At 67.7% G+C, this 26,721-nt stretch carries 26 protein-coding genes; 18 read left to right on the forward strand and 8 right to left on the reverse strand.

Annotation, left to right across the window (positions count from 1 at the left end; genetic code table 11):
• Window positions 1-12 precede the first annotated feature (12 nt).
• Window positions 13-888 carry a MurR/RpiR family transcriptional regulator gene (locus tag KZZ07_RS17530; RefSeq protein WP_219516117.1) on the reverse strand — a complete coding sequence of 292 codons (876 nt, stop codon included), beginning with the start codon at window positions 886-888 and terminating at the stop codon, window positions 13-15.
• A 172-nt stretch (window positions 889-1,060) separates the two neighbouring features.
• On the opposite strand from KZZ07_RS17530, the gene KZZ07_RS17535 reads away from it, so the two are divergent.
• Together KZZ07_RS17535 and KZZ07_RS17540 are read left to right on the forward strand one after the other, a co-directional pair.
• Window positions 1,061-1,828 carry a beta-keto acid cleavage family enzyme gene (locus KZZ07_RS17535; RefSeq protein ID WP_219516118.1) on the forward strand — a complete coding sequence of 256 codons (768 nt, stop codon included), beginning with the start codon at window positions 1,061-1,063 and terminating at the stop codon, window positions 1,826-1,828.
• 9 nt (window positions 1,829-1,837) lie between these two features.
• Window positions 1,838-3,160 (forward strand): aspartate aminotransferase family protein, encoded by a 1,323-nt coding sequence (locus KZZ07_RS17540; protein WP_219516119.1) that lies wholly within the window; start codon window positions 1,838-1,840, stop codon window positions 3,158-3,160.
• Window positions 3,161-3,164: 4 nt separating this feature from the next.
• Here the strand turns inward: KZZ07_RS17540 and bchO are convergent, their stop codons facing one another.
• From bchO to crtA, 4 genes are read right to left on the reverse strand one after another with little or no spacing between them, the layout of a single operon-like run.
• Window positions 3,165-4,037, reverse strand: coding sequence for an alpha/beta fold hydrolase BchO (gene bchO, locus KZZ07_RS17545; RefSeq protein ID WP_255564423.1), 873 nt, complete (start codon window positions 4,035-4,037; stop codon window positions 3,165-3,167).
• 23 nt (window positions 4,038-4,060) lie between these two features.
• Window positions 4,061-5,737 carry a magnesium chelatase subunit D gene (locus KZZ07_RS17550; protein WP_219516123.1) on the reverse strand — a complete coding sequence of 559 codons (1,677 nt, stop codon included), beginning with the start codon at window positions 5,735-5,737 and terminating at the stop codon, window positions 4,061-4,063.
• A complete protein-coding gene (gene bchI, locus KZZ07_RS17555) occupies window positions 5,734-6,735 on the reverse strand; it encodes a magnesium chelatase ATPase subunit I (RefSeq protein ID WP_219516124.1) in 1,002 nt (333 codons plus the stop codon). Before bchI ends, KZZ07_RS17550 begins: the two co-directional genes overlap by 4 nt.
• The gene (crtA, locus tag KZZ07_RS17560) at window positions 6,732-7,442 is read right to left on the reverse strand and encodes a spheroidene monooxygenase (protein WP_219516147.1); all 711 of its coding nucleotides are present in this window, start codon (window positions 7,440-7,442) and stop codon (window positions 6,732-6,734) included. Before crtA ends, bchI begins: the two co-directional genes overlap by 4 nt.
• A 111-nt stretch (window positions 7,443-7,553) precedes the next feature.
• Between crtA and KZZ07_RS17565 the strand changes: the two genes are divergently transcribed.
• From KZZ07_RS17565 to tspO, 3 genes are read left to right on the forward strand one after another with little or no spacing between them, the layout of a single operon-like run.
• Entirely contained in the window at window positions 7,554-9,122 is a 1,569-nt protein-coding gene (locus KZZ07_RS17565; protein WP_219516125.1) for a phytoene desaturase, read from the forward strand.
• Window positions 9,119-10,153, forward strand: a complete 1,035-nt coding sequence (gene crtB / locus KZZ07_RS17570) for a 15-cis-phytoene synthase (RefSeq protein WP_219516126.1) — start codon at window positions 9,119-9,121, stop codon at window positions 10,151-10,153. The genes KZZ07_RS17565 and crtB overlap by 4 nt, the downstream gene beginning before the upstream one ends.
• A 6-nt stretch (window positions 10,154-10,159) precedes the next feature.
• Window positions 10,160-10,624 carry a tryptophan-rich sensory protein TspO gene (tspO, locus tag KZZ07_RS17575; RefSeq protein ID WP_219516127.1) on the forward strand — a complete coding sequence of 155 codons (465 nt, stop codon included), beginning with the start codon at window positions 10,160-10,162 and terminating at the stop codon, window positions 10,622-10,624.
• Between the two features lie 5 nt (window positions 10,625-10,629).
• Here tspO and crtC read toward each other — a convergent pair whose 3' ends face one another.
• Both crtC and crtD read right to left on the reverse strand, forming a co-directional pair.
• Complete coding sequence (gene crtC, locus KZZ07_RS17580) at window positions 10,630-11,550, reverse strand: carotenoid 1,2-hydratase (RefSeq protein WP_500862243.1); 921 nt, start codon at window positions 11,548-11,550, stop codon at window positions 10,630-10,632.
• Window positions 11,466-13,049, reverse strand: coding sequence for a 1-hydroxycarotenoid 3,4-desaturase CrtD (crtD, locus tag KZZ07_RS17585; protein ID WP_219516128.1), 1,584 nt, complete (start codon window positions 13,047-13,049; stop codon window positions 11,466-11,468). Before crtD ends, crtC begins: the two co-directional genes overlap by 85 nt.
• An 87-nt stretch (window positions 13,050-13,136) precedes the next feature.
• Here crtD and KZZ07_RS17590 point away from each other — a divergent pair, with 87 nt between their 5' ends.
• The 13 genes from KZZ07_RS17590 (at window position 13,137) to dxs (ending at window position 26,051) form a co-directional block, all read left to right on the forward strand.
• The gene (locus KZZ07_RS17590) at window positions 13,137-14,006 is read left to right on the forward strand and encodes a polyprenyl synthetase family protein (protein WP_219516129.1); all 870 of its coding nucleotides are present in this window, start codon (window positions 13,137-13,139) and stop codon (window positions 14,004-14,006) included.
• A 4-nt stretch (window positions 14,007-14,010) separates the two neighbouring features.
• Window positions 14,011-15,165: a methyltransferase gene (locus tag KZZ07_RS17595; RefSeq protein WP_370631197.1), complete on the forward strand. Its 1,155-nt coding sequence runs from the start codon at window positions 14,011-14,013 to the stop codon at window positions 15,163-15,165.
• A gap of 90 nt (window positions 15,166-15,255) precedes the next feature.
• The gene (bchC, locus tag KZZ07_RS17600; RefSeq protein ID WP_219516130.1) at window positions 15,256-16,197 is read left to right on the forward strand and encodes a chlorophyll synthesis pathway protein BchC; all 942 of its coding nucleotides are present in this window, start codon (window positions 15,256-15,258) and stop codon (window positions 16,195-16,197) included.
• 8 nt (window positions 16,198-16,205) lie between these two features.
• On the forward strand, window positions 16,206-17,219 hold the full coding sequence (locus tag KZZ07_RS17605; RefSeq protein ID WP_484157850.1) for a chlorophyllide a reductase iron protein subunit X: 1,014 nt from the start codon (window positions 16,206-16,208) through the stop codon (window positions 17,217-17,219).
• The gene (bchY, locus tag KZZ07_RS17610) at window positions 17,206-18,705 is read left to right on the forward strand and encodes a chlorophyllide a reductase subunit Y (protein ID WP_219516131.1); all 1,500 of its coding nucleotides are present in this window, start codon (window positions 17,206-17,208) and stop codon (window positions 18,703-18,705) included. The genes KZZ07_RS17605 and bchY overlap by 14 nt, the downstream gene beginning before the upstream one ends.
• Before the next feature lie 61 nt (window positions 18,706-18,766).
• Window positions 18,767-20,239: a chlorophyllide a reductase subunit Z gene (gene bchZ, locus KZZ07_RS17615; protein WP_219516132.1), complete on the forward strand. Its 1,473-nt coding sequence runs from the start codon at window positions 18,767-18,769 to the stop codon at window positions 20,237-20,239.
• Between the two features lie 3 nt (window positions 20,240-20,242).
• A complete protein-coding gene (gene pufQ, locus KZZ07_RS17620) occupies window positions 20,243-20,467 on the forward strand; it encodes a cytochrome PufQ (protein ID WP_219516134.1) in 225 nt (74 codons plus the stop codon).
• Between the two features lie 134 nt (window positions 20,468-20,601).
• On the forward strand, window positions 20,602-20,751 hold the full coding sequence (pufB, locus tag KZZ07_RS17625) for a light-harvesting antenna LH1, beta subunit (RefSeq protein ID WP_043145768.1): 150 nt from the start codon (window positions 20,602-20,604) through the stop codon (window positions 20,749-20,751).
• A 16-nt stretch (window positions 20,752-20,767) separates the two neighbouring features.
• Entirely contained in the window at window positions 20,768-20,935 is a 168-nt protein-coding gene (gene pufA / locus KZZ07_RS17630) for a light-harvesting antenna LH1, alpha subunit (protein ID WP_043145809.1), read from the forward strand.
• Window positions 20,936-21,059: 124 nt separating this feature from the next.
• Complete coding sequence (pufL, locus tag KZZ07_RS17635; protein WP_219516136.1) at window positions 21,060-21,899, forward strand: photosynthetic reaction center subunit L; 840 nt, start codon at window positions 21,060-21,062, stop codon at window positions 21,897-21,899.
• Window positions 21,900-21,901: 2 nt separating this feature from the next.
• Window positions 21,902-22,885 carry a photosynthetic reaction center subunit M gene (pufM, locus tag KZZ07_RS17640; RefSeq protein ID WP_219516138.1) on the forward strand — a complete coding sequence of 328 codons (984 nt, stop codon included), beginning with the start codon at window positions 21,902-21,904 and terminating at the stop codon, window positions 22,883-22,885.
• 5 nt (window positions 22,886-22,890) lie between these two features.
• Entirely contained in the window at window positions 22,891-24,006 is a 1,116-nt protein-coding gene (gene pufC, locus KZZ07_RS17645) for a photosynthetic reaction center cytochrome PufC (RefSeq protein WP_219516139.1), read from the forward strand.
• Window positions 24,007-24,113: 107 nt separating this feature from the next.
• A complete protein-coding gene (gene dxs, locus KZZ07_RS17650) occupies window positions 24,114-26,051 on the forward strand; it encodes a 1-deoxy-D-xylulose-5-phosphate synthase (RefSeq protein WP_219516140.1) in 1,938 nt (645 codons plus the stop codon).
• 69 nt (window positions 26,052-26,120) lie between these two features.
• Here the strand turns inward: dxs and KZZ07_RS17655 are convergent, their stop codons facing one another.
• Window positions 26,121-26,582 (reverse strand): c-type cytochrome, encoded by a 462-nt coding sequence (locus KZZ07_RS17655; protein ID WP_219516141.1) that lies wholly within the window; start codon window positions 26,580-26,582, stop codon window positions 26,121-26,123.
• Between the last annotated feature and the right edge of the window lie 139 nt (window positions 26,583-26,721).

A 26,721-nucleotide genomic window follows, 5' to 3' on the forward strand; every position in this document is an offset into this window, starting at 1 on the left:
CTCCTGTTGTCGTTATGGTGAGGTCTCATCCGCCCAGAAGTCTCCCAGGCGTCGGTTTCTTTCCTCTACCAGGCGAATCTTTTCGCCTATGTCATCTTCGGACTGCGCGACCAGCATCGCAACCAGAGTTTCCATGAGCGCAAGTGTCGCCACGTAAGAGGAAAAGAACTGCGGGCTGTCCGACGGAACGCAAAAGCCAAAGTCGGCATACATCAATGCCGGGCTTGTATGACTGTCGGTCAGAACGAGTGTCGTTGCGCCGCTTTCGCGTGCCATCTGCGTGGCAAGGACGGCGCGGCGGGCGTAGGGCGTCTTGGTGATGACCAGGAAAACGTCGCCCGGTTCCATCAGTCCGATCGCCGCCGAAAGCGCGCTGCCCGCACGCGACAGGACGGTCCAGTCGGACTGGAAATAATTGGCCAGGTAGGCAAGATGCTCGGCGATCCCATGTGAGGCGAAGGCCCCGAAAACGGTCACGCGGCGCGCCCGCGCCAGGGCGTCCACTGCCTCTTGCAGGCGGTCGTGGTCGATCCCCTGGACCAGACCGGCGATATTCGACATGCAGGCGCCCGCCTGCCGGTCCAGCATGGAAGCATCTTCCTCGCCGGGGGTCTGCAACTGCGCCGCCTTTTCGGCAAAGGACACCACCTGGTCGCCGATGGCCTGTCGCGAGAGTTCGCGCAACTCTTCGTAGCTGGTGAACTCCAGCGCCCGCGCCAGCCGGGAGAAGGTGGCGGGGGACACGGCGCTGGCTGCCGAAACCGACCGCAGCGAACGGGTGGCCACCTCGACGGGATGGGCGATCACGTAGTCCGCCGCCTCCCTCAACTTGTGGCTCAACCCGCCGTAGCGGTGCGCAATGCGCGCTTCGAGACGCTTGGCGGGCATCCGCTCTCCTGGACCGTTTCGACTGTTTCAGCGTGTTTCATATGTTTTAATTGTTGTCAAGATTGGAAACATATGTTTCAAGTGTGGCCAGCTTCTCTCATTCGCAGCCTAGCCGAAAAGTGCCTTTGTCATGGGCCATGACCTCGCGTCATCCGTACCTTCCGTGAAAATCATGGCCGCGCCGAACGGCGCCCGTCGGACGAAATCGGATCATCTCGCCCTTCCGATGACGGCGTCAGAACTGGCGGCAGAGGCGCGCGATTGCCAGGATGCCGGCGCCTGGGCGCTGCATATGCATGTGCGCGACACCTTGGGCCGGCATTCGCTGGACCAGGTGTTGTACCGCGAGGCCATCGCCGAGGTGCAATGCGCCGCGCCGGGCCTGTTCGTCCAGATCACGACAGAGGCGGTGGGCCGCTATTCGGTCGCCGCGCAGTTCGACTGTCTGCGCGAGGTTGTGCCCGAAGGCGCCAGCGTCTCGACCCGGGAAATGGCCCGAGATGTCGAGACCGCCGGCAGGCTTTACGCCTTTGCCGACGAGGCGGGGATCGCGCTGCAGCACATCCTGTATGACCTGGGGGATTTGCAGACCCTGCGCGGCTTTCGTGCCGGTGGTGTCATTCCACCCGGGGACTGTTCGGTGCTGCTGGTTTTCGGCACCTATGAACCCCCGGTTCCCGCCCGTGTTGATGCCGTGCCCGAGGCCGTCGAGGCGCTTGAACGCGGCTTCCCCGACTGGGCCGCCTGCGCCTTTGGTCCCACCGAAGAGGCGGTGCTGGTCGAGGTCGCGAATCGCGGCGGCAATGTCCGCATCGGGTTCGAGAACAACATCCACCGCCCCGATGGCTCTCTGGCCGTCAGCACCGCCGACAATATCCGTCAGTTCCGATCCGCCCTGGCCCCCGCCACCGGGTCGGAGGAATTTACCCAAGCAAGGTAGAAAACGCCCATGTCCCATGTCTTCCATCGCAGCAGCGTCACGGCGCCGCCCGCGGTTTCCCGCGGCGAGGGGGCCTATCTCTATGACCAGTCCGGCAAGGCCTACCTGGACGGCTCCGGCGGCGCCGCCGTGTCCTGTCTGGGCCACGGCGACGCCCATGTTACCGAGGCGATCCGGGGCCAGCTGGCCGAGGTCGCCTTTGCCCATACCGGGTTCTTCACCTCTCTCCCGGCCGAGGCGCTGGCCGATCGGCTGGTGGCGCTGGCGCCGGGAGATCTGAACCGCGTCTATTTCGTGTCCGGCGGGTCCGAGGCGATGGAGGCTGCGCTGAAACTGGCGCGGCAGTATCACCTTGAGCGGGGCGAAGCGGGCCGCAGCCGCATCATCGCCCGGCGGCAGAGCTATCACGGCAACACGCTGGGCGCGCTGGCCACCGGCGGCAACGCCTGGCGGCGCGAACCCTTTGCGCCGCTCCTGATGGAGGTCAGCCATGTGTCGCCCTGCTATGCCTATCGCGGTTTGCAGGAAGGCGAGACCGAGGCTGACTACTGTGACCGCCTGATCGCCGAGATCGAGGAAGAGATCGCGCGCGTCGGACCCGAAAGTGTCATGGCCTTCGTGGCAGAGCCGGTGGTCGGCGCGACGCTGGGCGCGGTGCCCCCGGTGCCCGGCTATTTCAAGCGCATCCGCGAGATTTGTGATCGCCACGGCATCCTGATGATCCTGGATGAGGTCATGTGCGGCATGGGCCGGACCGGGACGCTGTTCGCCTGCGAACAGGACGGGGTGGCGCCGGATATCCTCTGCGTGGCCAAGGGGCTGGGCGCGGGATACCAGCCCATCGGGGCGATGCTCTGCACCGAGGCCCTGCACGATGTGATCGCGCGGGGCAGCGGCTTTTTCCAGCACGGCCACACCTATGTCGGCCACCCGGTCGCCTGTGCAGCGGCGGGTGCGGTGCTGGACCGGCTGGTGAAGGACGGCTTGCAGGGCCGAGTGCATCCGATGGGCGCGGTGCTGCGCGGGCTGCTCGAAGAGCGGTTCGGCCAGCACCCCCATGTCGGCGACATCCGGGGCCGGGGGCTGTTCCTGGGCCTCGAACTGGTGCAGGACCGGGCCACCAAGGCGCCGATCGACCCGGCGCGCAAGATCCATGCCCAGGTCAAGGCGGCGGCCTTTGCCGAGGGGCTGATCTGCTACCCGGGCGGCGGCACCATCGACGGCAAGCAGGGAGCGCATGTCCTGCTGGCGCCGCCCTTCATCCTGACAGAGGATCAGGCGGCGGAACTGGTCGACAAGCTGGCCCGCGCCTTCGCGGCGGTGGGTCTGTAAGGGCTCACCGGGCTGGGCTGGCCGCTCCCAAGGCGGGGGGCAGGTCCGACAGCCAGTCCAGAACCGGGCGCATGACGGCGCCCGGGTCCTCTTCATGCGCAAGATGGCCCAGGCCGGGCAGGGAAACGTGGCTGCTCTGTGGCAGGCGCTGGGCTGCGCGACGCGACAGGGCGGGATCGACGGCCCGGTCACCCTCTGCCGCCAGCATCAGGCAAGGGGTTTCGATCCGGGGCAGCCAGTCTAGCACCGGGTCGACGTTCCAGCGGGCCATCATCTGCAACGTGCCGTCCACATGCTCTCGGTCGGCGGTCAGCCGAGTGTAATAATCGATGCCCGCGTCGCTCAGCCGACTGCCGGTGCTGGCGATCAGGCGGCGGGTGCGCGCCGGGCTGGCGCCCGCCGCCGTGAAGGCCATCGCCGCCAAAGGCGTCGCCGCCATCAGTTTCGCCAGGATCGGAAACAGCCAGCCCGCTGCTCCGTCGAAGCGGCCCAGCGCGGCGTTCAGGCAGATCACGGCGGGCGCGGGTTGCAACCTGCGCGCCAGGTTCAGGGCGATGGCGCCTCCTGCGGAATGGCCGATCACCACGGCGGGGCGCCAGCCCTGAGCGTCACACAGCGCGGCGATGTCCTCTGTCATATGCGCCAGGTTGCAACGGGCGCGGCTGCCCAGTCCGGTAAATCCCTGTCCGGGCAGGTCCAGCGCGATCACCCTGTATCGCCCGGCCAGAAGGGGGATCACGTCGCGCCAACTGTGCGTCGAAGCGCCCGCGCCGTGCAGCAGAAGCACCGTTTCGCCGGAGCCGGTTTCCTGCACATGCCAGAGGTGCGGGCGCTGGGCGATGCGCCGAGACAGGGCGTTGAGCGGCCAGGTCGGCAAATCCCTGTCCCAGTCCACGGCGGCTACCGCGACAGGGCAGCGTCGGCAGCGGCGCTGATGCGCCGCGCGTCGGCGCGCGGCAGGGCCAGGTAGCGGGCGCCCAGCCAGGCTGCCAGCTCGGCGCCTTCGGCCCCGGGCCTGTTGGCGGTGTCGATGACGATGGCGGGCAGGCCGAGGCGTTGCCATAGCCGGGCCATATCGCGCGCATCGGCGGCGGCTGCGGTGCGGCCCGGGCTGCCGTCCAGCGCGATGTTGCCGCGCCCGTCCGTCAGCAGGGCCAGGCAAGGGCTCTGCCCGTTGCGCAACCCCTGCAGCGCCAGGTCATGCACCGCCCGCAGCCCTGCCGCCAGTGGTGTGCCGCCGCCGCCGGGCAGGGCGGCGATACGGCGCTTGGCCTGGACCAGCGACCGCGTCGGCGGCAGCGGCACGTCGGCGTGGGTGTCGCGGAAAGTGACCAGCGCCACGAGATCGCGCTTGGTGTAGGCCTGCGCCAGCAAGAGTTCGACGGCGCCCTTGGCCTCGGCCATGCGGGCCAGCGCGGCAGAGCCAGAGCTGTCGACCGCCAGGATCACAAGCCGGTCGGAATGTTCCTCGGTCTGGCGCAGGCGCAGGTCGCCCGGGTGGACGACAAGGCGCGTCGTGCCGGGCATTGCCGCGCGCCGAAGGGGCTGCCAGGGCGCGGCTGCGCGTAGTGTGGCCACCACGTCGATCCGGGCGCGTCCGTCAGGGCGACCGGGCCGCGAGGGCAGGGGACGCCCGCGCCGGTTGCCCTTGCGTTTGCCCCCGGCGCCGAAACCCTGTCCGCCCCCGCGCGCCTTGCCGCCCCGGTCCAGCCGGGTCAGCAAGTCCGGCGGCAGGCAGGCGGCAATGGCCTCGACCAGTAGCTCGTCCGGGATGTCCTGCATCGAGGTGCCATCGCCCTGCGCTTCGCTTTCTTGTTGCTGGGGCTGGTCCGGGCTGTCGTCCTCGTCCGGTGCCTCGGGAACCTGAGTGGCGCGGCTGGGCAGGACCAGCTCGGCCGCTTCGCGCAGGTGGTCGCCTGTTGCGCGGTCGTGGAGATCGAGCGCCGCCAGCGCGCGGGCACAGCGCAGGGCCAGCAGTGGCGTGCGCAGCCCGTGGATGCCAAAGCGCGCGGCCAGGTGGACAAGCTGGGCAAGGTGATCGTCCGGCACCTCGACCCGTGGGAGCCGCGCGCGGGCTGCATCCAGGTCAGCCGGTGCAGGCAGGCGCAGCAGGGCGTCCCCGGCCCGGATCTCGGACAGGTCCAGGTGAAAGGCCAGCCGGTCGGTCAGCACCTGCGGCGCGGTCTCGTCCGGGTCGGCGCCCTCGTCCAGCAGGACAAGGCAATGCCCTCTGTCCCCATCCAGCAGTCCGGCCAGGCGTGCGGCCAGCCCGGGCGGCACCCGTTCTGCCATCGGCATGACCAGCGCGGCGGCATGGTCAGCGAGGCCCACCTGCCGCACCAGTCCGCGCCCTGCAAGCGAGGCCGCGACATCGAGCCCGCCAAAGAGCTGAATGTCGTCCAGCCTGGGGTGGACGCGGCGTAGGGGCAGGGGCAGCGTCTCCAGCGCCTGTTCCAGCCGCTGACGCACCGGGCCGGGCCGGGCGCGGATGACCATGCCGCCCAGTCCCGCCGGATCGATGGCCAAGGCCGCAAGCGCCCGCTGCGCACGAATCCAATCCGGTGGCGCGGTGATCATGGCAGGGTCTCGGCGACGACGCGGGCCACCCGCGCGGCCGACCCCGCCTCGTCCAGGGGATCGCGGCGCAATCGGTGGCTTAGCGCCAATGGCGCCACGCCGCGCAGGTGATCGCGGGTGATCGCGCTGTCTTCAAAGGCCGCCTGGGCGCGCGCCGCGCGCAAAAGGGTCAGTTCGCCCCGCAACCCGTCGGCCCCCAGCGCCATGCTCAGCCGGGCGCAATCGGTCAGCACCTCTTCGGTCGGCTCGGTTCCGGCCAGGGCCGCACGCGCGGCAAGGATGGCTGTGCGCAACGCCGCGTTCTCGGCCTGCCAGCGGGCCATGAAGCCATCGTGATCTGTCTCATAGGCGTGGCGGCGGCGGATGACCTCGACCCGTTCCTCGATGCTGTCGGGAGAGCGGACCTCGACCGAAAGGCCGAAGCGGTCCAGCAGTTGTGGGCGCAACTCGCCTTCTTCGGGGTTGCCTGAGCCGACAAGGACAAAGCGCGCCGCGTGGCGGATCGACAGGCCCTCGCGTTCGACCGCGTTGAGTCCCGATTGCGCCACGTCCAGCAGCAGGTCGACGATGTGATCCTCCAGCAGGTTGACCTCGTCGATATAGAGATACCCCCGGTTGGCCCGCGCCAGCAGCCCCGGCTCAAAGGCTTTTTCGCCACGGGTCAGGGCGCGCTCGATGTCCAGCGCACCGGTCACGCGATCCTCTGTCACGCCCAGCGGCAAGTCCACGACCGGTGTCGGGCGTTCCGCCAGAGTGCCGTCCACGGGCCCGGCCCAGTCGGGGATGTCCTCGAGCCGCTCGGAATTGACCGGGCATCCGGCGACAACGGTGATCGGGGGCAGGAGCGCGGCCAGCGCGCGCACGGCGGTGGACTTGCCGGTGCCCCGGTCGCCAAAGACCAGAACGCCGCCAAGCCCGGGGTCGATGGCGGTCAGGATCATCGCCTGTTTCATCTGCTCTTGGCCAACGATGGCCGAAAAGGGAAAGTTCTGGGTCATTGCATCGGTCCGGCTGGTGTCAGGGAAGGCCCGCCCGGCCAGTGACCGCTGGCGCCGAGGATATGGAACCGGGCGTAGAGTTCCTCGCGGAACCAGTCGCCCTCGCGCACGGCGCGGATGGCGCGGGCATGGGGGCCGTCGGCGCGGGCAAAGCGGGCCATGCTGGCGCTGTCGGGCCAGATCGAAAAGGTCACCTGGTGCAGCAGGGGCACCTCTCCGATGCCGACCTTGAAGACGACGGAGGGATCGGCGCCGATGGCGGCGCTGATGTCCGGCACCCGGTGCCAGAAGCGCCAGAGAGTCGACATCCGCAGCGTCGCGCGGGTGAGTGCCGCGACGGGGCCGGGGCCGGGAGTGGTGTCCCCCACCTCGAACGGGGTTTGCCGCGACCAGGCCCCGCGGGCCGAGATCGGGGAGAGGAACAGCGTCCAGCTTTCTGTCGCTCGCCCGTTATACCGGCGATAGACCGGGGCATCGCGCGTCTGCCGTTGCGCGCAGTCCAGGTCAGGCCAGGTGGCAAGGATCGCGTAGACACCGGTTTCCGGCAGCGGCGTGAACCCTTCGCCCGTGCCCGAGCCGCAGAGTTTCCAGAAACCGATTCCCTTGGTCCGGCGCATGGCCGGGCGGGCAAGGCCCATCATCGCAAAGGCCCAGAGCCGGCTGACCCCGCGCGGAAAGCGAAAGAAGCTCAGGCTGACGACCTGGATGGCCTCTCCTCCTCTTGGTTGGTGTCAGGGTATCCTGACACGGAATTTCCCTCTGGAAAAGAGGTGCAATGCGAGATTGTCAATTTTGATTTACACATGTAGGCTCGAAATATGTTTGCAGTCGCGGACTCCTTTCACAAGCACAGGCCGGTCGATCCCGGGGCCCCGAAGGCCCTGATCGTCGGGGCCGGGCTGGGCGGGCTTGCCGCCGCAATGCGGCTGGGCGCGCGGGGCTACCGCGTCACCGTTCTCGACCGGCTGGAGACACCCGGGGGGCGCGGGTCGGCCATCCACCAGGGCGGGCACCGCTTTGATCTGGGGCCGACCATCGTCACCGTGCCGCAGGTGTTTCGCGATCTTTGGGCGGCCTGCGGGCGGCGTTTCGACGATGACGTGACCCTGCGCCCGCTCGACCCGTTCTACGAGATCCGCTGGCCGGACGGGTCCCGGTTTCGCGTTGGCCCGGATGCCGAGGCGATGCGGCAAGAGGTGGCGCGCCTGTCGCCCGGCGACCTGGCGGGGTACACCCGGTTCCTGCGCGACAGCGAAGAACGCTACCGGATCGGGTTCGAGGACCTGGGCCGCCGACCGATGCACCGCCTGTCCGACCTGATCCGAGTCTTGCCGACCTTCGCGCGCCTGCGGGCGGATCGGTCGGTCTATGGCCATGCGGCGCGCCGCGTGCGGGACGAACGACTGCGCATGGCGCTATCCTTCCACCCACTTTTCATCGGCGGAGATCCCTGCCATGTCACCTCGATCTACGCCCTGGTGAACCACCTCGAGTCCGCCTTTGGCGTGCATTACGCGATGGGCGGCGTGGCCCGGATCGCCGAGGCGATGGCAGAGGTCGTGACCGATCAGGGCGGGTTGATCCGCCAGCGCGCCGAGGTCGACGAGATCCGGGTCGAGAAGGGGCGGGCACGGGGCGTCCGGCTGACCGGGGGCGAGGAGGTTTCAGCGGATATCGTGGTCTCCAACGCCGATGCCGGGCATACCTACGACCATCTCTTGCGCGGCCACGTCCGCCGCCGCTGGACCACGCCGCGCCTGCGGCGCACGCGCTGGTCGATGAGCCTGTTTGTCTGGTATTTCGGCACCCGGGGCACGCGCGACAAGTGGCGCGACGTGGGGCACCACACGATCCTCAACGGTCCCCGCTATCGCGGCCTGCTGCGCGACATCTTCATCAAGGGCCACCTGTCAGAGGACATGAGCCTTTACATCCATCGCCCCAGCGTCACCGATCCCAGTGTGGCGCCCGAGGGCGGAGACACTTTTTACGCGCTCAGCCCCGTGCCGCACCTTGGCCACAAGGCGCCCGTCGATTGGTCGGACATGGCAGGCCACTACCGGGACCGTGTTCTCAAGGTGATGGAGCGCGAAGTGTTGCCCGGCCTGTCCGAGCACCTGACCGAGTCGCTGGTCTTTACCCCGGAAACCTTTCGGGACAGGTATCTCAGCCCGCATGGCGCCGCCTTCTCGATCGAGCCGCGTATCCTGCAAAGCGCCTGGTTCCGCCCCCACAATATCAGCGAAGAGGTGCGCGGGCTTTACCTTGTGGGGGCGGGCACGCATCCCGGCGCGGGGCTGCCGGGGGTTGTCGGCAGCGCCGAGATCCTGGACCAACTGGTGCCCGATGGTCATCCGGTCATGGACCTGCCGGTGGCGGCGCAATGATCGCGCCCCGGGACATGGCCCATTGCGTCGAGGCGATCCGGCATGGGTCGCGCTCTTTCCACGCGGCGTCGCGCCTGTTGCCCGCAAGAGTGCGGGAGCCAGCGCTGGCGCTTTATGCCTTCTGCCGGCTGGCGGATGACGCGGTGGACCTGCAGCAGGAAAAGGCGGATGCGGTCCTGCGCCTGCACGACAGGCTGGACCGGGCCTATGCGGGCCGTCCGCTGAACGCGCCTGCCGATCGTGCCTTTGCCGCTGTGATCGAGGATTTCGACATGCCGCGCATCTTGCCCGATGCCCTGATTGAAGGGCTGGCCTGGGACGCGATGGGACGCCGCTACGCCACCTTGTCGGACCTGCGCGCCTATTCGGCCCGTGTCGCCTCGGCGGTGGGGGCGATGATGTGCGTGCTGATGCGGGTGCGCGACCGGGATGCGCTGGCCAGGGCCTGTGACCTGGGCGTTGCCATGCAGCTGACCAACATCGCCCGCGACGTGGGTGAGGATGCGCGCGAGGGGCGGCTCTACCTGCCGACCGACTGGCTGGCGGGGGCGGGCGTCGATCTTGCCGAGCTGTTGCGCGACCCGAGACCGACGCCCGAGTTGGCGGCTGTCCTGCGGCGCCTGCTGCGCGAGGCCGGGGCGCTGTATCATCGCTCAGAGGCCGGGATTGCCGCGCTGCCGCTGTCGGCGCGCCCGGGGATCTTTGCGGCGCGGTTCATCTATGCCGGGATCGGCGGTTCGGTGGCGCGTAACGGGTTTGATTCCGTCACCCGCCGTGCCCGGACCTCGGGCGGCCAGAAACTGGGTTGGTTGATGCTCTCCAGCCTCCGCGCGGGGCTGACGGTGGCTTTGCCGCGCTCGGCGGTGATCCATGCGCGCGCCTTGCCGGAAACGGAGTTTCTGGTTCGCGCCGCCGCCAAGGACGCCGCGCCGGACTGGAGCGAGAACCTGCACCAGGCGCTGGTTGCGCTTAAGTTGCAGGAGCAAAACCGCCGCGCACCGTTGATGCCACCCATGCGCGCCGCTAGGTAAGACTTCATGTTCTGGATTCTCTTCATCATCTTTCTGGCGGCCTGTTTCTCGGCCGGGGCCACTGGCGGGATGTTCCCGCCGGGCGACTGGTACAGGTCGCTGGACAAGCCGCGCTGGACGCCGCCGGATTGGCTCTTTCCCGTGGCCTGGACGACGCTCTACCTGCTGATCGCCTTTGCGGGCGCGCGTGTGGCGCTGGCGCCGGACAATGGCCTGGCGCTTGCGCTCTGGGCGCTGCAGATCGCGCTCAACACCCTGTGGACGCCTGTCTTTTTCGGGCTGCGGCGGATGCGGGCCGGGCTGATCGTGCTCAGCGCATTGTGGGTTTCTGTCGCAGCCGGGATGGTCGCGCTCTGGCAAGTGGATAGCTGGGCGGGACTGGCCTTTGTGCCCTACCTCTGCTGGGTTTCGGTGGCCTGGGCGCTGAACCTTTCGGTCCTGCGCCGCAACCCGAACGTGGCGCCTGCCTGAACCGCTCAACGGCCCGGGTCGAAGGGCCAGCGCGCCCGTCGCGGCACGCGCAACGCCAGCATTGGCTTGAGCAGCGGGGACCGGAAGCGGCGCAGGTCCAGTGCCTCGTGCACGCCGGTCGTTTCCACTCCGTCCAGCCGGGTTGTCACCATGCTGCGGCTATAGAACGGCGCATCCAGCATGTTCTGCACCTGGCGGGGCGCATGGCCGGGATCGGCCCGCGTCTGCCGCGCCACCTGCCAGAGCGAGCGACGCAAGCGCGCCGGGGGCGGCGGTTCCACAGCGCAGGCCGCGCCGTCCGCGTCAAAGCGGACCGCAGCGGCAAGTGTCGATCCGTCCCGCCGTATGGCGTCATAGAAGCAGTTGCTGCCGGTGCCGGTGGGAAATCGCCCCCAGGTCCAGCTGTCGAAATCCTCTTCCAGCGCGCGGGTGCCGAAATTGGCGTCGAAATAGCCGTGCCCCTGCCAGCGCCAGCCGGGCGCATCCAGGTCGACCGCGATCCGGCAGGTCGGGGCGAATGGCCGCCAGACATGCGCGCCGTCCGGCGTCAGGGGCAGTTCGACCTGCGTCACCGCCGAAGGCGTCACGGTGATGCGTCCGCGCAGGCGCCCGAACATCGGCGGCGCGCCGCGCTCGTCGATCAAGACCTCCAGCTGGCCGTCCTGCCAACGGAGCGAGGAGGGGCCAATGGTCATGCTCTGAGACGTTTGCCGCAGCGCGTCGCGCCCCCGGTCCGTCATGGCAAATCGGCCGCCGGGCCCGTAAGTGGCGACATTCAGGCAAACGTGGTTTTCCGGGTCGCGCCGTCCGGACCAGGCGTACCAGGGCGAAAAGACCGAGCCTATGAAGGCGATGATGCTGACCGCCCGCCCGCCACCGTCGCGGATTCCGTCGATGTACCACCAGGCGTAGCCGTTTGGCGGCACGGCGAGGGAAAAGTTCGGTCCTTCAAGATCGCCTCGGCCGCGTGCCGGGCGGAGAGTATGGCCATCGGCACGCCCGCCCCCGGGTGTGCCCCGCCCCCCGCCAGGTAAAGACCCGGCACCGGGCTGCGCGCCTTCGGTCTCTGAAAGGCCGCCATCAGCGCCTCCGGGCTCTGCCCGTATAGCGCGCCTTGCGAGGCTGGAAACAGGCTCTCCAAGCCCCTCGGTGTGGTCAGGCTTTGCGGTCCCGGCATCGGGGCAAAGCTCAGCCCCGCCCTGGCCAGCGTGTCGAAACAACGGGTGCGGCATTGGTCAGGCTCCTGGTCGGGGGCGGGAAGCGGGGGCGCGTTGGCGATGATCTCGAACCGTTCCAGATCTGGCGGCGGCGCGGGGCCGCCCCTGTCCATCGCGCAGAGGTAAAGCGTGGGGTCCGGCACCAGCGCGCCACGCGCCAGGGCCTCGAACTCGGGTCTTGGGTCGGCGCGGAAAAAGACGTTGTGATGGGCCAGCTCCGGCCCCTGGATCCGCGCCGCAAAGGCCCAGACCTGCGCCGAAAGACTGCGGCGCCGCCGCGCGCTTTGGCCGCCGGCGGGAATGGCCCCCGATCCCAGTGCACCCGTCGCCAGCGCGCGCGGATCGCCGTTGAAGAGCACCCGGTTCGCCCGCAGCCTCGTGCCATCCGCCAGGGTCACCCCCTGCGCGCCGCCCTCAGTGATATTGATCCGCGTCACATGGGCGTTGTGACAGAACCGTGCGCCGCGCGCCCAGGCGATGGCTTCCAGCGCGCGGGCCAGCCGGTGCATCCCGCCCGCGATTTTCCAGACGCCCGCGTATTCCGCCTGCCAGACCAGCGACAGCAGGGCTGGGGCGCGGTAGGGCGAGGCGCCGACGTAGGTGGCATAGCGCCCGAAGAGCTGCGCAAGGCGTGGGTCGTCGAATGTTCTGTCCAGCAGGGCGGCAAGGCTGCGGTGCGGGGCCATGCTTCGCAACAGGCCGGGATTGCGCAGGGTCTGGGCGGCAAGTGCGGTCAAAGATGGGTCGGCCGCCTGCATCACTGGCCCGTCAAAGGCCTCGAACAGACCGCGCGCCCTGTCGCAAAAGGCCTGGAACTGCGCCACGGCGCGGGCGCCGCCAAAGGCGCGTAGCGCCTCATGGGTTTCAAGCTCGGTGTCGAAGAGGTCCAGCTGCGAGCCGTCCGGCCAGAAATGCCGTGCGATCAGCGGTTGGCGGATCAGGTCGAGGTGTGCATCCAGTCTCTCTCCAAGGCTGGCGAACAGGTCGTCCAGCACCGGGCGCAGGGTCAGAACGGTCGGGCCCGCGTCCACCGGCCCGGCGGGTGAGGGCAGGCTGCGCATCTTGCCGCCCGAGGTGGCGGCTCGTTCGACCACCGTGACGCGCAAACCGGCATGGGCCAGCCGCGCGGCGGCGGCCAGCCCGCCGATCCCGGCCCCGACGATGAGGACGTCGCGCCCCTGGTCTGTGCTGAACCCGGAAACTGTCATGCGGCAATTATTGACTCGGGGTCTCAATGTGTCCATTGTAATTTACACTATGAATGTAATTAATGAATTACACTTCGGAGGTGTGCAATGCCCATGACCGCACGGATCGAAAGGGCGATTGCCCGGGCGCTGGCGCTGTCGCAAGGGGGATCGGCCCCGGCGAAACTGGCCTCTGCCCTGCCATATGCCACTCAGCCCGGCGGCGCACGCATCCGTCCGACGATCCTCTTGTCAGTGGCCACCTCCTGTGGCGATGACCGCCCGGCGCTGGCCGATGCCGCCGCTGCCGCGCTGGAGCTGATCCATTGCGCAAGCCTTGTGCATGACGATCTGCCCTGTTTCGACGATGCGGACCTGCGGCGCGGGAAACCGTCCGTGCATCGCGCCTATTCCGAGCCGTTGGCGGTGCTGACCGGCGACAGCCTCATCATCCTTGCTTTCGAGGTGCTGGCGCGGGCGACAGTGGATCATCCCGGCCGGGGCGCACAACTGCTGTTGGCGCTCAGCCGGCGCACGGGGATGCCAAACGGTATCTGCGCCGGGCAGGGCTGGGAAAGCGAGGCAGAGATCGACCTTGGCGCTTACCACCGCTCCAAGACGGCGGCGCTGTTCATCGCAGCCACGGAGATGGGCGCCATCGCCTCGGGCCATCCCTCCGAGGAATGGCTGGACCTTGGCGCCCTCATCGGAGAGGCCTTCCAGGTGGCTGACGACCTGCGCGATGCCTTGCTGGACGAGGCGTCGCTGGGCAAGCCCGTGGGGCAGGACGACTTGCACGGGCGCCCCAACGCGGTCTGCGAAATGGGCATTGGTGGCGCTGTCGATCACCTGTCCAAGATCCTTGCGGCGGCCATTGCCTCGATCCCGTCATGCCCGGGAGAGGCCATGCTGGCGCAGATGGTCAGCCACCAGGCGGACAAGATCATGCCCGCGGTGCCCGCGCGCTACCGGGGCTGAACCGGTGGTTGCCTCCGCCGACCAGCCCGGCTTGCGCCGCAGACGGCGCGGCGGCTGGCTGGCGAGGCTGGTGGCGCGCCCCGGGGTGCAGGACTGGGCGGGGCGGCTGCCCTTCGGCGCCCGCCTCGCCCGTCGTGACGGGGCAGAGATCTTCGACGTTTTGCAAGGCTTCGTCTCAGCGCAGGTGCTGTCCGCTCTGGTCGAGCTGGGCTTGCTGGAACGCCTGCTGGACGGGGCCGAGCCGCCAGACGTGCTGGGCGCCGAAACCGGCATTGCACCGGATCGCATGGCGGCGCTCTTGCAGGCCGGGGCGGCGCTGGGCCTGTTGCGGCGGCGGCGCGATGGCGCCTTTGGCCTGGCCCGCAAGGGGGCGGCGATCCTTGGTGTCCCCGGTCTGACCGGGATGATTCGCCACAACCGCGCCTTTTACGACGACATGGCCGACCCGGTCGCGCTCTTGCGCGGAGAGGCGGAGACGCAGATGGCGCATTTCTGGCCCTACGTTCTTGGCCAGACCGGAGACATCCCGCCAGAGGTTTCTGCCCGCTACTCCGATCTGATGTCCCGGTCGCAGCGGCTGGTGGCGCAGGACACCCTGCGGGCCGTTTCGCTGAACGGGGTCACGCGGCTGATGGATGTGGGTGGCGGTGCCGGGGTTTTTCTGGCCGAAGCCCTGCGACGCCATCGCGGTCTGCAGGGTGTTCTGTTCGATCTGCCGGGGGTCATGCCGCTGGCAGAGGCGGAACTGGGCCGCGCCGGTCTGGCGGACCGAGTCGCCCTGTCCCCCGGCAGTTTCCGCGATGACCTCTTGCCCCGGGGGGCCGATGCCATCTCGTTGGTGCGAGTGCTTTACGATCACGACGACGCGACCGTGCGCGCCCTGCTGGCTGCCGCGCTGGAGGCCCTGCCGCCCGGTGGGCGCCTGATCATATCGGAGCCGATGTCGGGCGGCGCGCGTCCGGATCGGGCGACGGATGTCTATTTTTCCTTTTACACCATGTCGATGGGCACCGGCCGGGTCCGGTCCGCCCGGCGCATCGGCGCCCTGTGCAAGGAGGCCGGCTTTGTTGGACTCGAAGGACCGCACGCGGCGCGCTCCTTCATCACCTCGGTCGTGGTGGCACGGCGTCCTGACAGCAAAGTTGTAAAGTTTAATTGACACATGCTTGTGTCGTGTTACCCTGACATTTGAAGATGGCCGTGACGGCGACGCCCGCCACACGGACGATAAAAAGGGGGAGGGGCGAAGATGCAAACACGCGCTGTCCTTCTGAATGGTCCGGGGGATCTGTCCCTCGATCAGCTCGACCTCAAGGCGCCCGGCGCGGGCGACATCGTTGTCGAGATCGCGCATTCGGGCATCTCTACCGGCACCGAAAAACTGTTCTGGTCCGGCGCCATGCCGCCCTTTCCGGGCATGGGCTACCCGCTGGTGCCCGGCTACGAGGCCGCCGGAGAGGTGGTCGAGGCCGCTCCTGGCACCGGCTTTCGCCCGGGCGACCGGGTCTTTGTACCTGGAGCCGATTGTTTCGACGGCGCCTATGGCCTGTTCGGCGGGGCGGCGGATGTGCTGGTCACGGACGCCGCGCGGGTGACACGCATCGACGCCGCTCTGGGCGCCGAAGGCGCCTTGCTGGCGCTGGCCGCCACCGCGCGGCACGCGATGGCGGGCCTGGAAAAGCGGATGCCTGACCTCATCGTCGGCCACGGCGTCCTGGGTCGCCTGCTGGCACGCCTGACCGTGGCCGCAGGCGCCCCGGCGCCCACCGTCTGGGAACGGGCGCCGGACCGTCGCCAAGGGGGCGAGGGCTACGACGTCATCGCGCCCGAGGATGATCCGCGCCGCGACTACGGCGCGATCTATGATGCTTCCGGCAATGCCGCGATCCTGGACGACCTGATCGGACGCCTTGCCAAGGGCGGCGAGATCGTCCTGGCCGGGTTCTACCCCGAAGGGCTGCGCTTTGCCTTTCCGCCCGCCTTCATGCGCGAGGCCCGCCTGCGGGTCGCCGCGGAATGGCAGCGCGATGACCTGACCGCCGTGCGTGCCCTTGTGGAAAACGGCGCCCTGTCGCTGTCCGGGCTGATCTCACATGCGGTTCCGGCAGAGCGGGCCGCCGGAGCCTACCGGACCGCCTTCGAGGACCCGGCCTGCCTCAAAATGATACTCAACTGGAAGGACGCAGCGTGAAGGACGACGTGCAGAAACTCACCGAGACCGACGTGCCTGACCTCAAGACCTTTGACCAGCGCCTGCGCGAGGAGGCGCAAGAGGACCTGGCGGACCTGATCACCGAAGAGCCGACCAGCAAGACGCAGATCATCGCGATCTATGGCAAGGGCGGGATCGGCAAATCCTTCACCCTGGCGAACCTCAGTCACATGATGGCCGAACAGGGCAAGCGCGTGCTGCTGATCGGCTGCGATCCAAAGTCGGACACAACCTCACTGTTGTTTGGCGGCAAGGCCTGCCCGACGATCATCGAGACCTCGACCAAGAAGAAGCTGGCCGGAGAAGAGGTCGCCATCGGCGATGTCTGCTTCAAGCGCGGCGGCGTCTTTGCGATGGAACTGGGCGGCCCCGAGGTGGGGCGCGGCTGTGGCGGGCGCGGTATCATCCACGGCTTCGAGCTGTTGGAAAAGCTCGGCTTCCACGACTGGGACTTCGATTACGTGCTGCTGGATTTCCTGGGAGATGTCGTCTGCGGCGGCTTTGGCCTGCCGATCGCGCGGGACATGGCGCAAAAGGTGATCCTCGTCGCTTCGAACGACCTGCAATCTCTTTACGTGGCCAACAACGTCTGTTCCGCGGTGGAATACTTCCGCAAGCTGGGCGGCAATGTCGGCGTGGCGGGGCTGGTGGTCAACAAGGACGACCATTCCGGTGAGGCGCAGGCCTTTGCCAAGGCGGTGGACATCCCGATCCTGGCGGCGATCCCGCAGGACGACGACCTGCGCAAGAAATCCGCGAACTACCAGATTGTCGGCACGGCGCAGAGCCAATGGGGCGAGCTTTTCGCCGGTCTGTCCGAGGCCGTCTCGGTTGCGCCGCCGGTGCGGCCCGCGCCGCTGGACCAGGACGCACTGCTGGGGCTTTTCGACGGTTCCGACACCGGGGCGGGCGTGACGCTGGTCCCGGCCACCGATGCCGACATGCGCGGCAAGTACGCCAAGCCGCAGGAGTCGCTGGAGGTGATCTATGACGACGCCTGATCTGGCCACACCGGCGGGCGACGGGTGTCATTCCGCCGCCGACCTGGACCGGGCCGCGCGCAGCGCCGGGCAAAGTGAGCTGCTGGACCAATACGCGCGAGATTACCCGCAAGGCCCGCATGACAAGCCGCAAAGCATGTGCCCGGCCTTTGGATCCCTGCGTGTGGGGCTGCGGATGAAACGGGTGGCGACGGTGCTGTCCGGCTCTGCCTGCTGCGTCTACGGGCTGACCTTCGTGTCGCATTTCTACGGCGCACGGCGGTCGGTGGGCTACGTCCCCTTCGATTCCGAAAGCCTGGTGACCGGCAAGCTGTTCGAGGACATCCGCGAGGCGGTACACAAGCTGGCCGATCCGGATCGCTTCGATGCCATTGTGGTCACCAACCTCTGTGTGCCCACGGCCTCCGGTGTGCCGCTGCGGTTGCTCCCGGACGAGATCGACGGCGTGCGGATCGTGGGCATCGACGTGCCGGGGTTCGGCATTCCCACCCATGCCGAGGCCAAGGACGTGCTGGCAGGTGCCATGCTGAACTATGCCCGCCGAGAGATCGAGGCCGGGCCGGTGGCCGCGCCCGAGGGCGGTGTTTCCGACTTGCCCACCGTGACCCTGCTGGGAGAAATGTTTCCCGCCGATCCGATGATGATCGGTGCGATGCTGGCGCCGATGGGGCTGGCCGCCGGGCCGGTGGTGCCCTGCCGCGAGTGGCGCGAGCTTTATTCCGCGCTGGACTGTGGTGCGGTCGCCGCGATCCACCCGTTCTATACCGCCGCCGTGCGCGAGTTCCAGGCTGCCGGTCGCCCGATCGTGGGCAGCGCGCCCGTGGGTCATGACGGCACTGCCGCCTGGCTGGCCGGGATCGGCGAGGCCTTTGGCCTGCACGCCGACAAGGTGGCCGCCGCGCAAAACGCCTTTCTGCCCGCGATCCGGGGCGCGCTGGACGCGGCCCCGATCAAGGGGCGGATCACCCTGTCGGGCTACGAGGGCAGTGAACTGCTGGTCGCGCGCCTGCTGATCGAAAGCGGCGCCGACGTGCCCTATGTCGGCACCGCTTGCGCGAAATCCCCCTGGTCTCAGGCGGATGCCGAATGGCTGCGCGCCCGAGGCGTGACGGTGACGTTCCGCGCCTCGCTGGAGGATGACCTGGCCGCGATGGAAGGGCTGCGCCCGGACCTGGCCATCGGCACGACGCCGGTGGTTCAAAAGGCCAAGGCGATGGGCATTCCCGCGCTCTATTTCACCAACCTGATCTCGGCCCGGCCCCTGATGGGGCCGGCAGGGGCAGGCAGCCTGGCCGAGGTGGTGAATGCCGCCATCGACAACAAGCCCCGCATGGACCGGATGAAGGCCTTTTTCGAGGGCGTCGGCGAGGGCGACACCGCCGGGGTCTGGGAGGGCGCGCCCAATCTGCGCCCGGATTTCCGCGCGCTGAATCTCAAGAAACTGGAAAAGAAGGCCCGCGCCGCCAAGGCGGAGCAGATGATATGAGGGGTGTGACCTTCCATATCCGGCCGCTTGAACGCGCTGCTGCCAGCCGGAGAGGTGCCCCATGCTGATCCAGGATCACGACAGGGCCGGCGGCTACTGGGGCGCGGTCTATGCCTTCTGCGCCGTCAAGGGTCTGCAGGTCATCATCGACGGCCCCGTCGGCTGCGAGAACCTGCCCGTGACCTCTGTCCTGCACTACACCGACGCCCTGCCGCCGCATGAGCTGCCCATCGTGGTCAGCGGGTTGGGCGAAGAGGAACTGGGCCGAGACGGGACCGAGGGTGCGATGAAACGCGCCTGGGGCACGCTGGACCCGGCCTTGCCTGCCGTGGTTGTCACCGGCTCCATCGCCGAGATGATCGGCGGCGGCGTGACCCCGCAGGGCACCAACATCCAGCGCTTTCTTCCGCGCACCATCGACGAGGACCAGTGGCAGGCCGCCGACCGGGCGATGACCTGGCTCTTTACCGAATTCGGCATGACCAAGGGCCGGATGCCCAAGGAGAAAAAGCGCGAGGAGGGAGCCGCGCCCCGGGTCAACATCCTTGGCCCGATGTATGGCGCTTTCAACATGCCCAGCGACCTGGCCGAGATCCGCCGCCTGGTCGAGGGGATCGGCGCCGAAGTCAACATGGTGCTGCCTCTGGGCGCCCACCTGGCCGAGATGCGCAACCTCGTGAATTCCGACGTCAACGTGGTGATGTACCGCGAATACGGGCGCGGCCTGGCCGAGGTGCTGGGCAAACCCTACCTGCAGGCCCCCATCGGGGTCGAGAGCACGACGCTGTTCCTGCGCTCGCTGGGCGAACTGCTGGGGCTGGACCCCGAACCCTTCATCGAGCGCGAGAAACATTCGACCATCAAGCCGGTCTGGGATCTCTGGCGGTCCGTCACGCAGGATTTCTTTGCCACCGCAAGCTTTGGCATCGTCGCCGGAGAGACCTATGCCCGTGGAATCCGTCAGTACCTGGAGGGCGACTTGGGCCTGCCCTGCGCCTTTGCGGTTTCGCGTTGCGCGGGGAAGAAGACCGACAACGACGCGACCCGGGCCATGATTGCCCGCGACCGGCCGTTGGTCTTGCTAGGGTCGATCAACGAAAAGATCTACCTGGCCGAGCTGAAATCCGGCCACGGACCCAGCCCGACCTTCATCCCGGCCAGCTTTCCCGGCGCCGCGATCCGCCGCGCCACCGGCACGCCGATGATGGGCTATGCCGGGGCGACCTACCTGCTGCAGGAGGTCTGCAACGGGCTGTTCGACTCGCTGTTCCACATCCTGCCGCTGGGGTCCGAGATGGACGCGGCGCAGGCGACGCCGACACCGCTGCGCCGGAACCTGCCCTGGGACGAGGATGCCAGCCGCGCGCTGGATCGCCTGGTGGCCGCGCATCCGGTGCTGACCCGTATTTCCGCCGCCAAGACGCTGCGAGACGCCGCCGAAGACGACGCGCAGCGCGCGGGCGCGGCGCGCGTGGCCCTGGCCGCCGTAGAACGCGTTTCGGGCCTTGCCCGCCAATTCCAAGAGGAGGACTGACCGATGACCGACGTCACATCCAGCAGCCTGGGACAGGCGCATGTCCGGCGCCGGCGCCGGGCCGAGTTCCATGTCTATTTCACCCTCATCTTCCTGCTCGCGCTGCCCTCGGAGACGATCGGCTGGGCGCGGGCGGTGATCCGGCAGAGGTCGCTGAACCTGCACGGCCCGCTGGCCCGTGCCTGGCGCGAGGCGGACCGGATCACGCCGATGATTTTCTCGGTCTGACCCCCAGGGGTTAACCACCGAGACCCGACCTGACCGCCCGTCCCGGGCGGACAGACCCCTGAGGGACCGTGAAGGCCCCAAGGGACCCGGCCGCGGGGTTCGCGGCGTCAGCATAGCGTTCCGGAGGAAAGTTTATGGCTGATCAAAACGACCTGTCCTTCACAGGTCTCACCGACGAGCAGGCCCAGGAACTGCATTCCGTCTACATGAGTGGCCTCTGGCTGTTCGCGGCGGTTGCGGTGGTTGCCCATCTGGCAACCTACATCTGGGCCCCCTGGTTCTAAGGAAAGGATGATGGACGTGTCCAAGTTCTACAAGATCTGGCTCATCTTCGATCCTCGCCGCGTGTTTGTCGCGCAAGGCGTCTTTCTGTTCCTGTTGGCTGTCATGATCCACCTGGTGGTTCTGTCAAATGGCGTCAACTGGTTCGAGAACGCGGCCGCATCGCGCGCCGCAGCAGATGAGTGACCAGGGGACAATCGTCCCATGAAAACGCTGCGGGCGGCAGGTCCGCCCGCAACGAACGCACACCTCACACCTAAACGTCGGCTTGAGATCTGATCGAACGGGCCGCCAAAAGCGGGGAAATACGATGGCGTTGCTCAGCTTCGAGAAAAAGTACCGCGTCCGCGGGGGGACGCTGATCGGCGGGGATCTCTTCGATTTCTGGGTCGGCCCCTTCTATGTCGGCTTCTTCGGTGTCACGACCGCCTTCTTTGCGGCCCTCGGCACCATCCTGATCTTCTGGGGGGCGGCCCACCAGGGCACCTTCAACCCCTGGCTCATCAATGTCGCGCCGCCCGACCTGTCCTATGGCCTGGGCGCGGCGCCCCTGATGGAAGGGGGGCTGTGGCAGATCATCACGATCTGTGCCACCGGCGCCTTCATCAGCTGGGCCCTGCGCGAGGTCGAGATATGCCGCAAGCTGGGGATGGGCTATCATGTGCCCTTCGCCTTCAGCTTTGCCATCCTGGCCTATGTCACGCTGACGATCTTTCGCCCGTTGCTGATGGGCGCCTGGGGTCATGGCTTTCCCTATGGCATCTTCAGTCACCTCGACTGGGTCAGCAACACCGGCTACGCCTACCTGCACTTCCACTACAATCCCGCGCACATGCTGGCGGTCAGCCTGTTCTTCGGCACCACCCTGGCGCTGGCGCTGCACGGCGGGCTGATCCTCTCGGCGGCCAACCCCGAGAAGGGGGAGGAGATGAAGACGCCGGATCACGAGGACAGCTTCTTCCGTGACCTCATCGGCTACTCGATCGGCACGCTGGGCATTCACCGACTGGGCTTCCTGCTGGCGATCAACGCGGTCTTCTTCTCGGCGGTCTGCATCATCATCAGCGGCCCGGTCTGGACCAGCGGCTGGCCGGAATGGTGGAACTGGTGGCTCGAACTGCCGATCTGGCCCTCTCAGGCGGGAATGTGATCATGACCGAATATCAGAACATCTTCACCCAGGTTCAGGTCGAAGGACCGGCCGAATGGGGCATGGACAACGAAAACGACCTTGCCTCGGAACGTATCGTCACCCCCGGGTTCAGCCGCCTTGTCGGCTGGGTGGGCAACGCCCAGCTGGGGCCGATCTACCTGGGCTGGACCGGGATGATCAGCCTCGCCACCGGCGCGCTGGCGATCTTCATTATCGGGCTCAACATGCTGGCGCAAGTCGGCTGGTCGATCCCCGAGTTCCTGCGCCAGGGTTTCTGGCTGGCGCTGGAACCACCCAGCCCGGAATACGGGCTGACCATCCCGCCGCTGAACGACGGCGGCTGGTACATCATCGCCTCGCTGTTCCTGCTGGTGGCGGTCTGTACCTGGTGGCTGCGCACCTACCTTCTGGCCGAACAGCACAAGATGGGCAAACACGTGGCCTGGGCCTTTGCCAGCGCGATCTGGCTGTTCCTGGTGCTGGGCCTGTTCCGGCCGATCCTGATGGGATCCTGGTCCGAGGCGGTGCCCTACGGGATCTTCCCGCACCTCGACTGGACCACGGCCTTTTCGATCCGCTACGGCAACCTCTATTACAACCCGTTCCACGGCCTCTCGATCGTCTTCCTCTATGGCTCGGTGCTGCTCTTCGCGATGCACGGCGCGACGATCCTGGCGGTCAGCCGGTTTGGCGGCGACCGCGAGCTGGAACAGATCGTCGACCGCGGCACGGCCTCGGAACGCGCGGCGCTGTTCTGGCGCTGGACGATGGGGTTCAACGCCACGATGGAGGGCATTCACCGCTGGGCCTGGTGGTTCGCGGTGCTGACCCCGATCACCGGCGGTATCGGAATCCTGCTGACGGGAACGGTCGTCGATAACTGGTTCATCTGGGCGCAGGAACACCATTTCGCGCCGATGTATGACGGCAGCTACGGCTACGAGGCCTACGGGACTTACGAAGCCTTCATCGGACGGGAGTGAGCGCGATGTTCAAGTGGTTTGACAAATGGACCCGTGAGAACCCGGTCGATATCGAACGCCCGGCCATCCTGGTCGGGGTTGCGGGGGCGGCGGTGCTGGCGGCGGTTTCGGTGGTGGCCCTGGGCCAACCCTTCAAGACCGACAGCCTGCAGACCGGCCCGCGCGGCAATGGCATGTCGGTGCCGGAGTTCGTCTCTGACCTGGCCGTGCCCGATCCGGCCATCGCCGAACTCTTTGACGATCCGCCCTATGTCCCGGAGGAGGGCGAGGAACTGGCCGGTGACATCTACCAGAACGTCCAGGTGCTGGGCGAACTGACGGATGCCAACTTCAACCGGCTGATGGCGGCGATGACCCGATGGGTCGCGCCGGAACAGGGCTGCGCCTACTGCCACGGGGATGGCGATCTGGAAACCTACGGTGAGGACAATCTGTACACCAAGGTCGTCGCCCGCCGGATGATCGAGATGACCCGCAACATCAACGAGAACTGGGACGGGCATGTGAACGCCAACAAGACGGTCGGCGTGACCTGCATGACCTGTCACCGGGGTCAGAATGTGCCCAGCGACATCTGGTTCAAGATGGGAGAGGTCAACATGGCCGCCGCCGGATGGTCGGCGGTGCAGAACCGGGTGACGCCGCTCACCTCCTATACCTCCTTGCCCACCGACGCGCTGGAGAAATACCTGTTGGATGGCGACCTGATCGGCGTGCACGACCTTGAAAGCCGGGTCGCGGCGCGGCCCGGGGACGAGGGCGTGCCAACGATCCAGGACGCCGAGCGGACCTATGCGCTGATGAACTACGTCGCCAACTCGTTGGGCGTGAACTGCACCTTCTGCCACAACACCCGCGCCTTCTACGACGGCGGGCAGGTGACGCCGCAATGGGCGACGGAAAGCCTGGGCATCCAGATGGTGCTGGAGTTGAACAACGACTACCTGGTGCCGCTGGCCGAGGTCCTGCCCGAGGACCGGCTGGGGCCGGTGGCGGGGGATGCGCCCAAGGCCGCTTGCCGCACCTGCCACAAGGGTTATCAGCAGCCGCTGCAGGGCACCAACGTGATTGCCGACTGGCCCGAACTGGCGACCTCTGAGGCGCCGGACTACGGCCAGTAAACCCCGGGACAGGGCGGCCCCGCGCCGCCCCGTCTCCCCATGCCGGCCAGACGCGCCGCCTGCACTCCCGTGGTGGCGCCACGCCGGACCAGCGACAGGAGCGCGCCATGACCCTTGCCGACAAACCCCACACACCGTTTCTTGACCGGGTGGCCGGTCCGTCGGACCTGCGGCGCATGCCCGACACGGATCTTGCCGCGCTTGCGGACGAACTGCGGGCCGAGGTCATCTCGGCCGTGTCGCAAACCGGCGGGCACCTCGGGTCCTCGCTGGGCGTGGTCGAGCTGAGCGTGGCGATCCACGCGGTTTTCGACACGCCTAAGGACAAGCTGATCTGGGACGTGGGTCACCAGTGTTATCCGCACAAGATCCTGACCGGGCGGCGCGACCGCATCCGCACCCTGCGCCAGAAGGACGGGCTGTCGGGCTTTACCAAGCGCACGGAATCCGAACACGATCCCTTTGGCGCGGCGCATAGTTCGACCTCGATCAGCGCGGCCCTGGGCTTTGCCGTCGGGCGCGACATGGGGCGGCCCACGGGCGACGCCATCGCGGTGATCGGTGACGGCGCAATCAGCGCCGGCATGGCCTACGAGGCACTGAACAACGCCGGCGCCGAAGGACGGCGCCTGTTCGTGATCCTCAATGACAACGAAATGAGCATCGCCCCCCCGGTGGGCGCCATGTCGTCCTACCTCAGCCGCATGTATGCCGCCGAGCCGGTGGCACGGATGCGCTCGATGGTCGAGGGGATGGAGGCGGCCATGCCCGAACCGATGCGCAGCGGCGCCCGGCGCGCGCGCCAGTTGGTGACGGGCCTGGGTGGCTCCGGCACGCTTTTCGAGGAACTGGGGTTCGACTATGTCGGTCCGATCGACGGCCATGACATGAGCCAGCTTTTGCCGGTGCTGCGCGCGGCGCGGGCACGGGCGCGCGGTCCGGTGCTGATCCATTGCTGCACGGTCAAGGGCAAGGGCTATGCCCCCGCCGAAACCAGCGCCGACCGGGGCCACGGCGTGTCCAAGTTCGACCCGGCCACCGGCCCACAGGTTTGCCCGGCCAAACCCGGTGCCGCGCCCAGCTATACCAGCGTCTTCGGCACGGCCCTGACGCAGGAGGCCGCGCGCGACGACCGTATCGTCGCGGTCACGGCGGCCATGCCCGATGGCACCGGCCTGTCCAAGATGGCGGCGCGCTTTCCAAACCGGGTCTTCGACGTGGGGATCGCCGAACAACATGGCGTGACCTTTGCCGCCGGGATGGCGGCCAGCGGGCTGCGCCCCTTCTGCGCGATCTACTCGACGTTCCTGCAGCGCGGGTATGACCAGGTGGTGCATGACGTCGCCCTGCAGAACCTGCCGGTGCGGTTCGCCATCGACCGGGCGGGTCTGGTGGGGGCCGATGGGGCCACGCACGCGGGCGCCTATGACATGGCCTACCTGTCCAACCTGCCGGGCTTTACCGTCATGGCCGCCGCCGACGAGGCCGAGCTGATGCACATGGTTGCCACCGCCGCCGCCCATGACGAAGGGCCCATCGCCTTTCGTTATCCGCGCGGCGCAGGCACCGGTGTCACGCTTCCAGAACGAGGCGAGGTGCTGGAGATCGGGCGCGGTCGCGTGCTGGAAGAGGGCGAGGACATTGCCATCCTTTCCTGCGGGGCGCATCTGCCGCAATGCCGCGAGGCCGCCGCCGCCCTGCGCGAGGCGGGCCATACCGTCACCCTGGCCGATGCCCGTTTTGTCAAGCCGCTGGACAGCGACCTGCTGCGCCGCCTGGCGCTTGGGCACCGGGCGCTGGTGACGGTCGAGCAGGGCGCCGAGGGGGGCTTTGGCTCTGTCGTGTTGCACGCGCTGGCCTGGATGGGGCTGCTGGACCGCGGCCTTGCGGTCCGAACCATCTGCCTGCCGGACAGGATCATCGAACAGGCCAACCCAGACGAGATGTACGCAAACGCCGCCATGAGCGCCGGGGACATCTTCGAGGTGGCCCAGGGCGCACTTGGTACCCGTGCCAAGGTGACGCCGCTGGCCCTGGCGCGCTGATATCCTGACAGGAAAACGCCGCGCCCCCGGCGGGGGACGCGGCGTTTTTCATGTTCGGTCGGGTGACGGTCAGTCGGAACTGGCCCCGTCCATCTCGGGCTCCGGCCCGACAGAGACCAGATAGGCCCAGACGTTGGCCGCATCCTCGTCGCTGCGGACGCGGAAGGTCATCTTGCCCCGAGCCGAGCTGTCGTCGAGGTACTCCTTGAGAAAGGCGGTGGCGTTGCGGGCGTAGGGCACAAAATGCTCTTCGTCCCAGGCAAGGCCAGCCTCTCCGGCTGCGACCATCGAGTCCGAGTAGTTGAAATCCTCGACGGTGCCCGCCGTCCGTCCGGCGACTCCATAAAGGTTGGGGCCGACCTTACCGCCTTTCTGGATCTCATCGCCCTCGGGCGTGACGACCATGTGGCAGGCACGGCACTGGCGGAGCACCTTTTCCCCTTCCTCCGGATCACCGGTCGCGTGGCTTTCGGCCAGGACGGGTGTCGAGAGTGCGCAGAAGGCGGCGGTGGCTATAAAAAGTGGTTTCATTCGAAATCCTCCATTTCGGGTCATCTAGTGCGGTTCTTCGGGAAATTGAACACAGCCCTCACGCGACCGCATGCGCCAGGGCGCATTGCTTCCAGAGGAGGGTGAGGGCCTTGACCAGGTGGTCGATGTCGGCGTCCGA

It is taken from the genome of Mameliella sp. CS4 (assembly GCF_019392335.1).
Taxonomy (GTDB): Bacteria; Pseudomonadota; Alphaproteobacteria; order Rhodobacterales; family Rhodobacteraceae; genus Antarctobacter.

Excerpts from the sequence above, each read along its gene's own strand:
- bchC (WP_219516130.1), top strand. The coding sequence starts at position 15,256 with ATGCAAACACGCGCTGTCCTTCTGAATGGTCCGGGGGATCTGTCCCTC.
- pufL (WP_219516136.1), top strand. The coding sequence starts at position 21,060 with ATGGCGTTGCTCAGCTTCGAGAAAAAGTACCGCGTCCGCGGGGGGACG.
- bchI (WP_219516124.1), bottom strand. The coding sequence starts at position 6,735 with ATGACCCAGAACTTTCCCTTTTCGGCCATCGTTGGCCAAGAGCAGATG.
- KZZ07_RS17655 (WP_219516141.1), bottom strand. The coding sequence starts at position 26,582 with ATGAAACCACTTTTTATAGCCACCGCCGCCTTCTGCGCACTCTCGACA.
- bchY (WP_219516131.1), top strand. The coding sequence starts at position 17,206 with ATGACGACGCCTGATCTGGCCACACCGGCGGGCGACGGGTGTCATTCC.
- tspO (WP_219516127.1), top strand. The coding sequence starts at position 10,160 with ATGTTCTGGATTCTCTTCATCATCTTTCTGGCGGCCTGTTTCTCGGCC.
- KZZ07_RS17590 (WP_219516129.1), top strand. The coding sequence starts at position 13,137 with ATGCCCATGACCGCACGGATCGAAAGGGCGATTGCCCGGGCGCTGGCG.
- pufC (WP_219516139.1), top strand. The coding sequence starts at position 22,891 with ATGTTCAAGTGGTTTGACAAATGGACCCGTGAGAACCCGGTCGATATC.
- KZZ07_RS17565 (WP_219516125.1), top strand. The coding sequence starts at position 7,554 with ATGTTTGCAGTCGCGGACTCCTTTCACAAGCACAGGCCGGTCGATCCC.
- pufB (WP_043145768.1), top strand. The coding sequence starts at position 20,602 with ATGGCTGATCAAAACGACCTGTCCTTCACAGGTCTCACCGACGAGCAG.
- crtD (WP_219516128.1), bottom strand. The coding sequence starts at position 13,049 with ATGACAGTTTCCGGGTTCAGCACAGACCAGGGGCGCGACGTCCTCATC.
- dxs (WP_219516140.1), top strand. The coding sequence starts at position 24,114 with ATGACCCTTGCCGACAAACCCCACACACCGTTTCTTGACCGGGTGGCC.
- pufM (WP_219516138.1), top strand. The coding sequence starts at position 21,902 with ATGACCGAATATCAGAACATCTTCACCCAGGTTCAGGTCGAAGGACCG.
- crtB (WP_219516126.1), top strand. The coding sequence starts at position 9,119 with ATGATCGCGCCCCGGGACATGGCCCATTGCGTCGAGGCGATCCGGCAT.
- KZZ07_RS17535 (WP_219516118.1), top strand. The coding sequence starts at position 1,061 with ATGGCCGCGCCGAACGGCGCCCGTCGGACGAAATCGGATCATCTCGCC.
- bchZ (WP_219516132.1), top strand. The coding sequence starts at position 18,767 with ATGCTGATCCAGGATCACGACAGGGCCGGCGGCTACTGGGGCGCGGTC.
- KZZ07_RS17550 (WP_219516123.1), bottom strand. The coding sequence starts at position 5,737 with ATGATCACCGCGCCACCGGATTGGATTCGTGCGCAGCGGGCGCTTGCG.
- KZZ07_RS17530 (WP_219516117.1), bottom strand. The coding sequence starts at position 888 with ATGCCCGCCAAGCGTCTCGAAGCGCGCATTGCGCACCGCTACGGCGGG.
- KZZ07_RS17540 (WP_219516119.1), top strand. The coding sequence starts at position 1,838 with ATGTCCCATGTCTTCCATCGCAGCAGCGTCACGGCGCCGCCCGCGGTT.
- pufQ (WP_219516134.1), top strand. The coding sequence starts at position 20,243 with ATGACCGACGTCACATCCAGCAGCCTGGGACAGGCGCATGTCCGGCGC.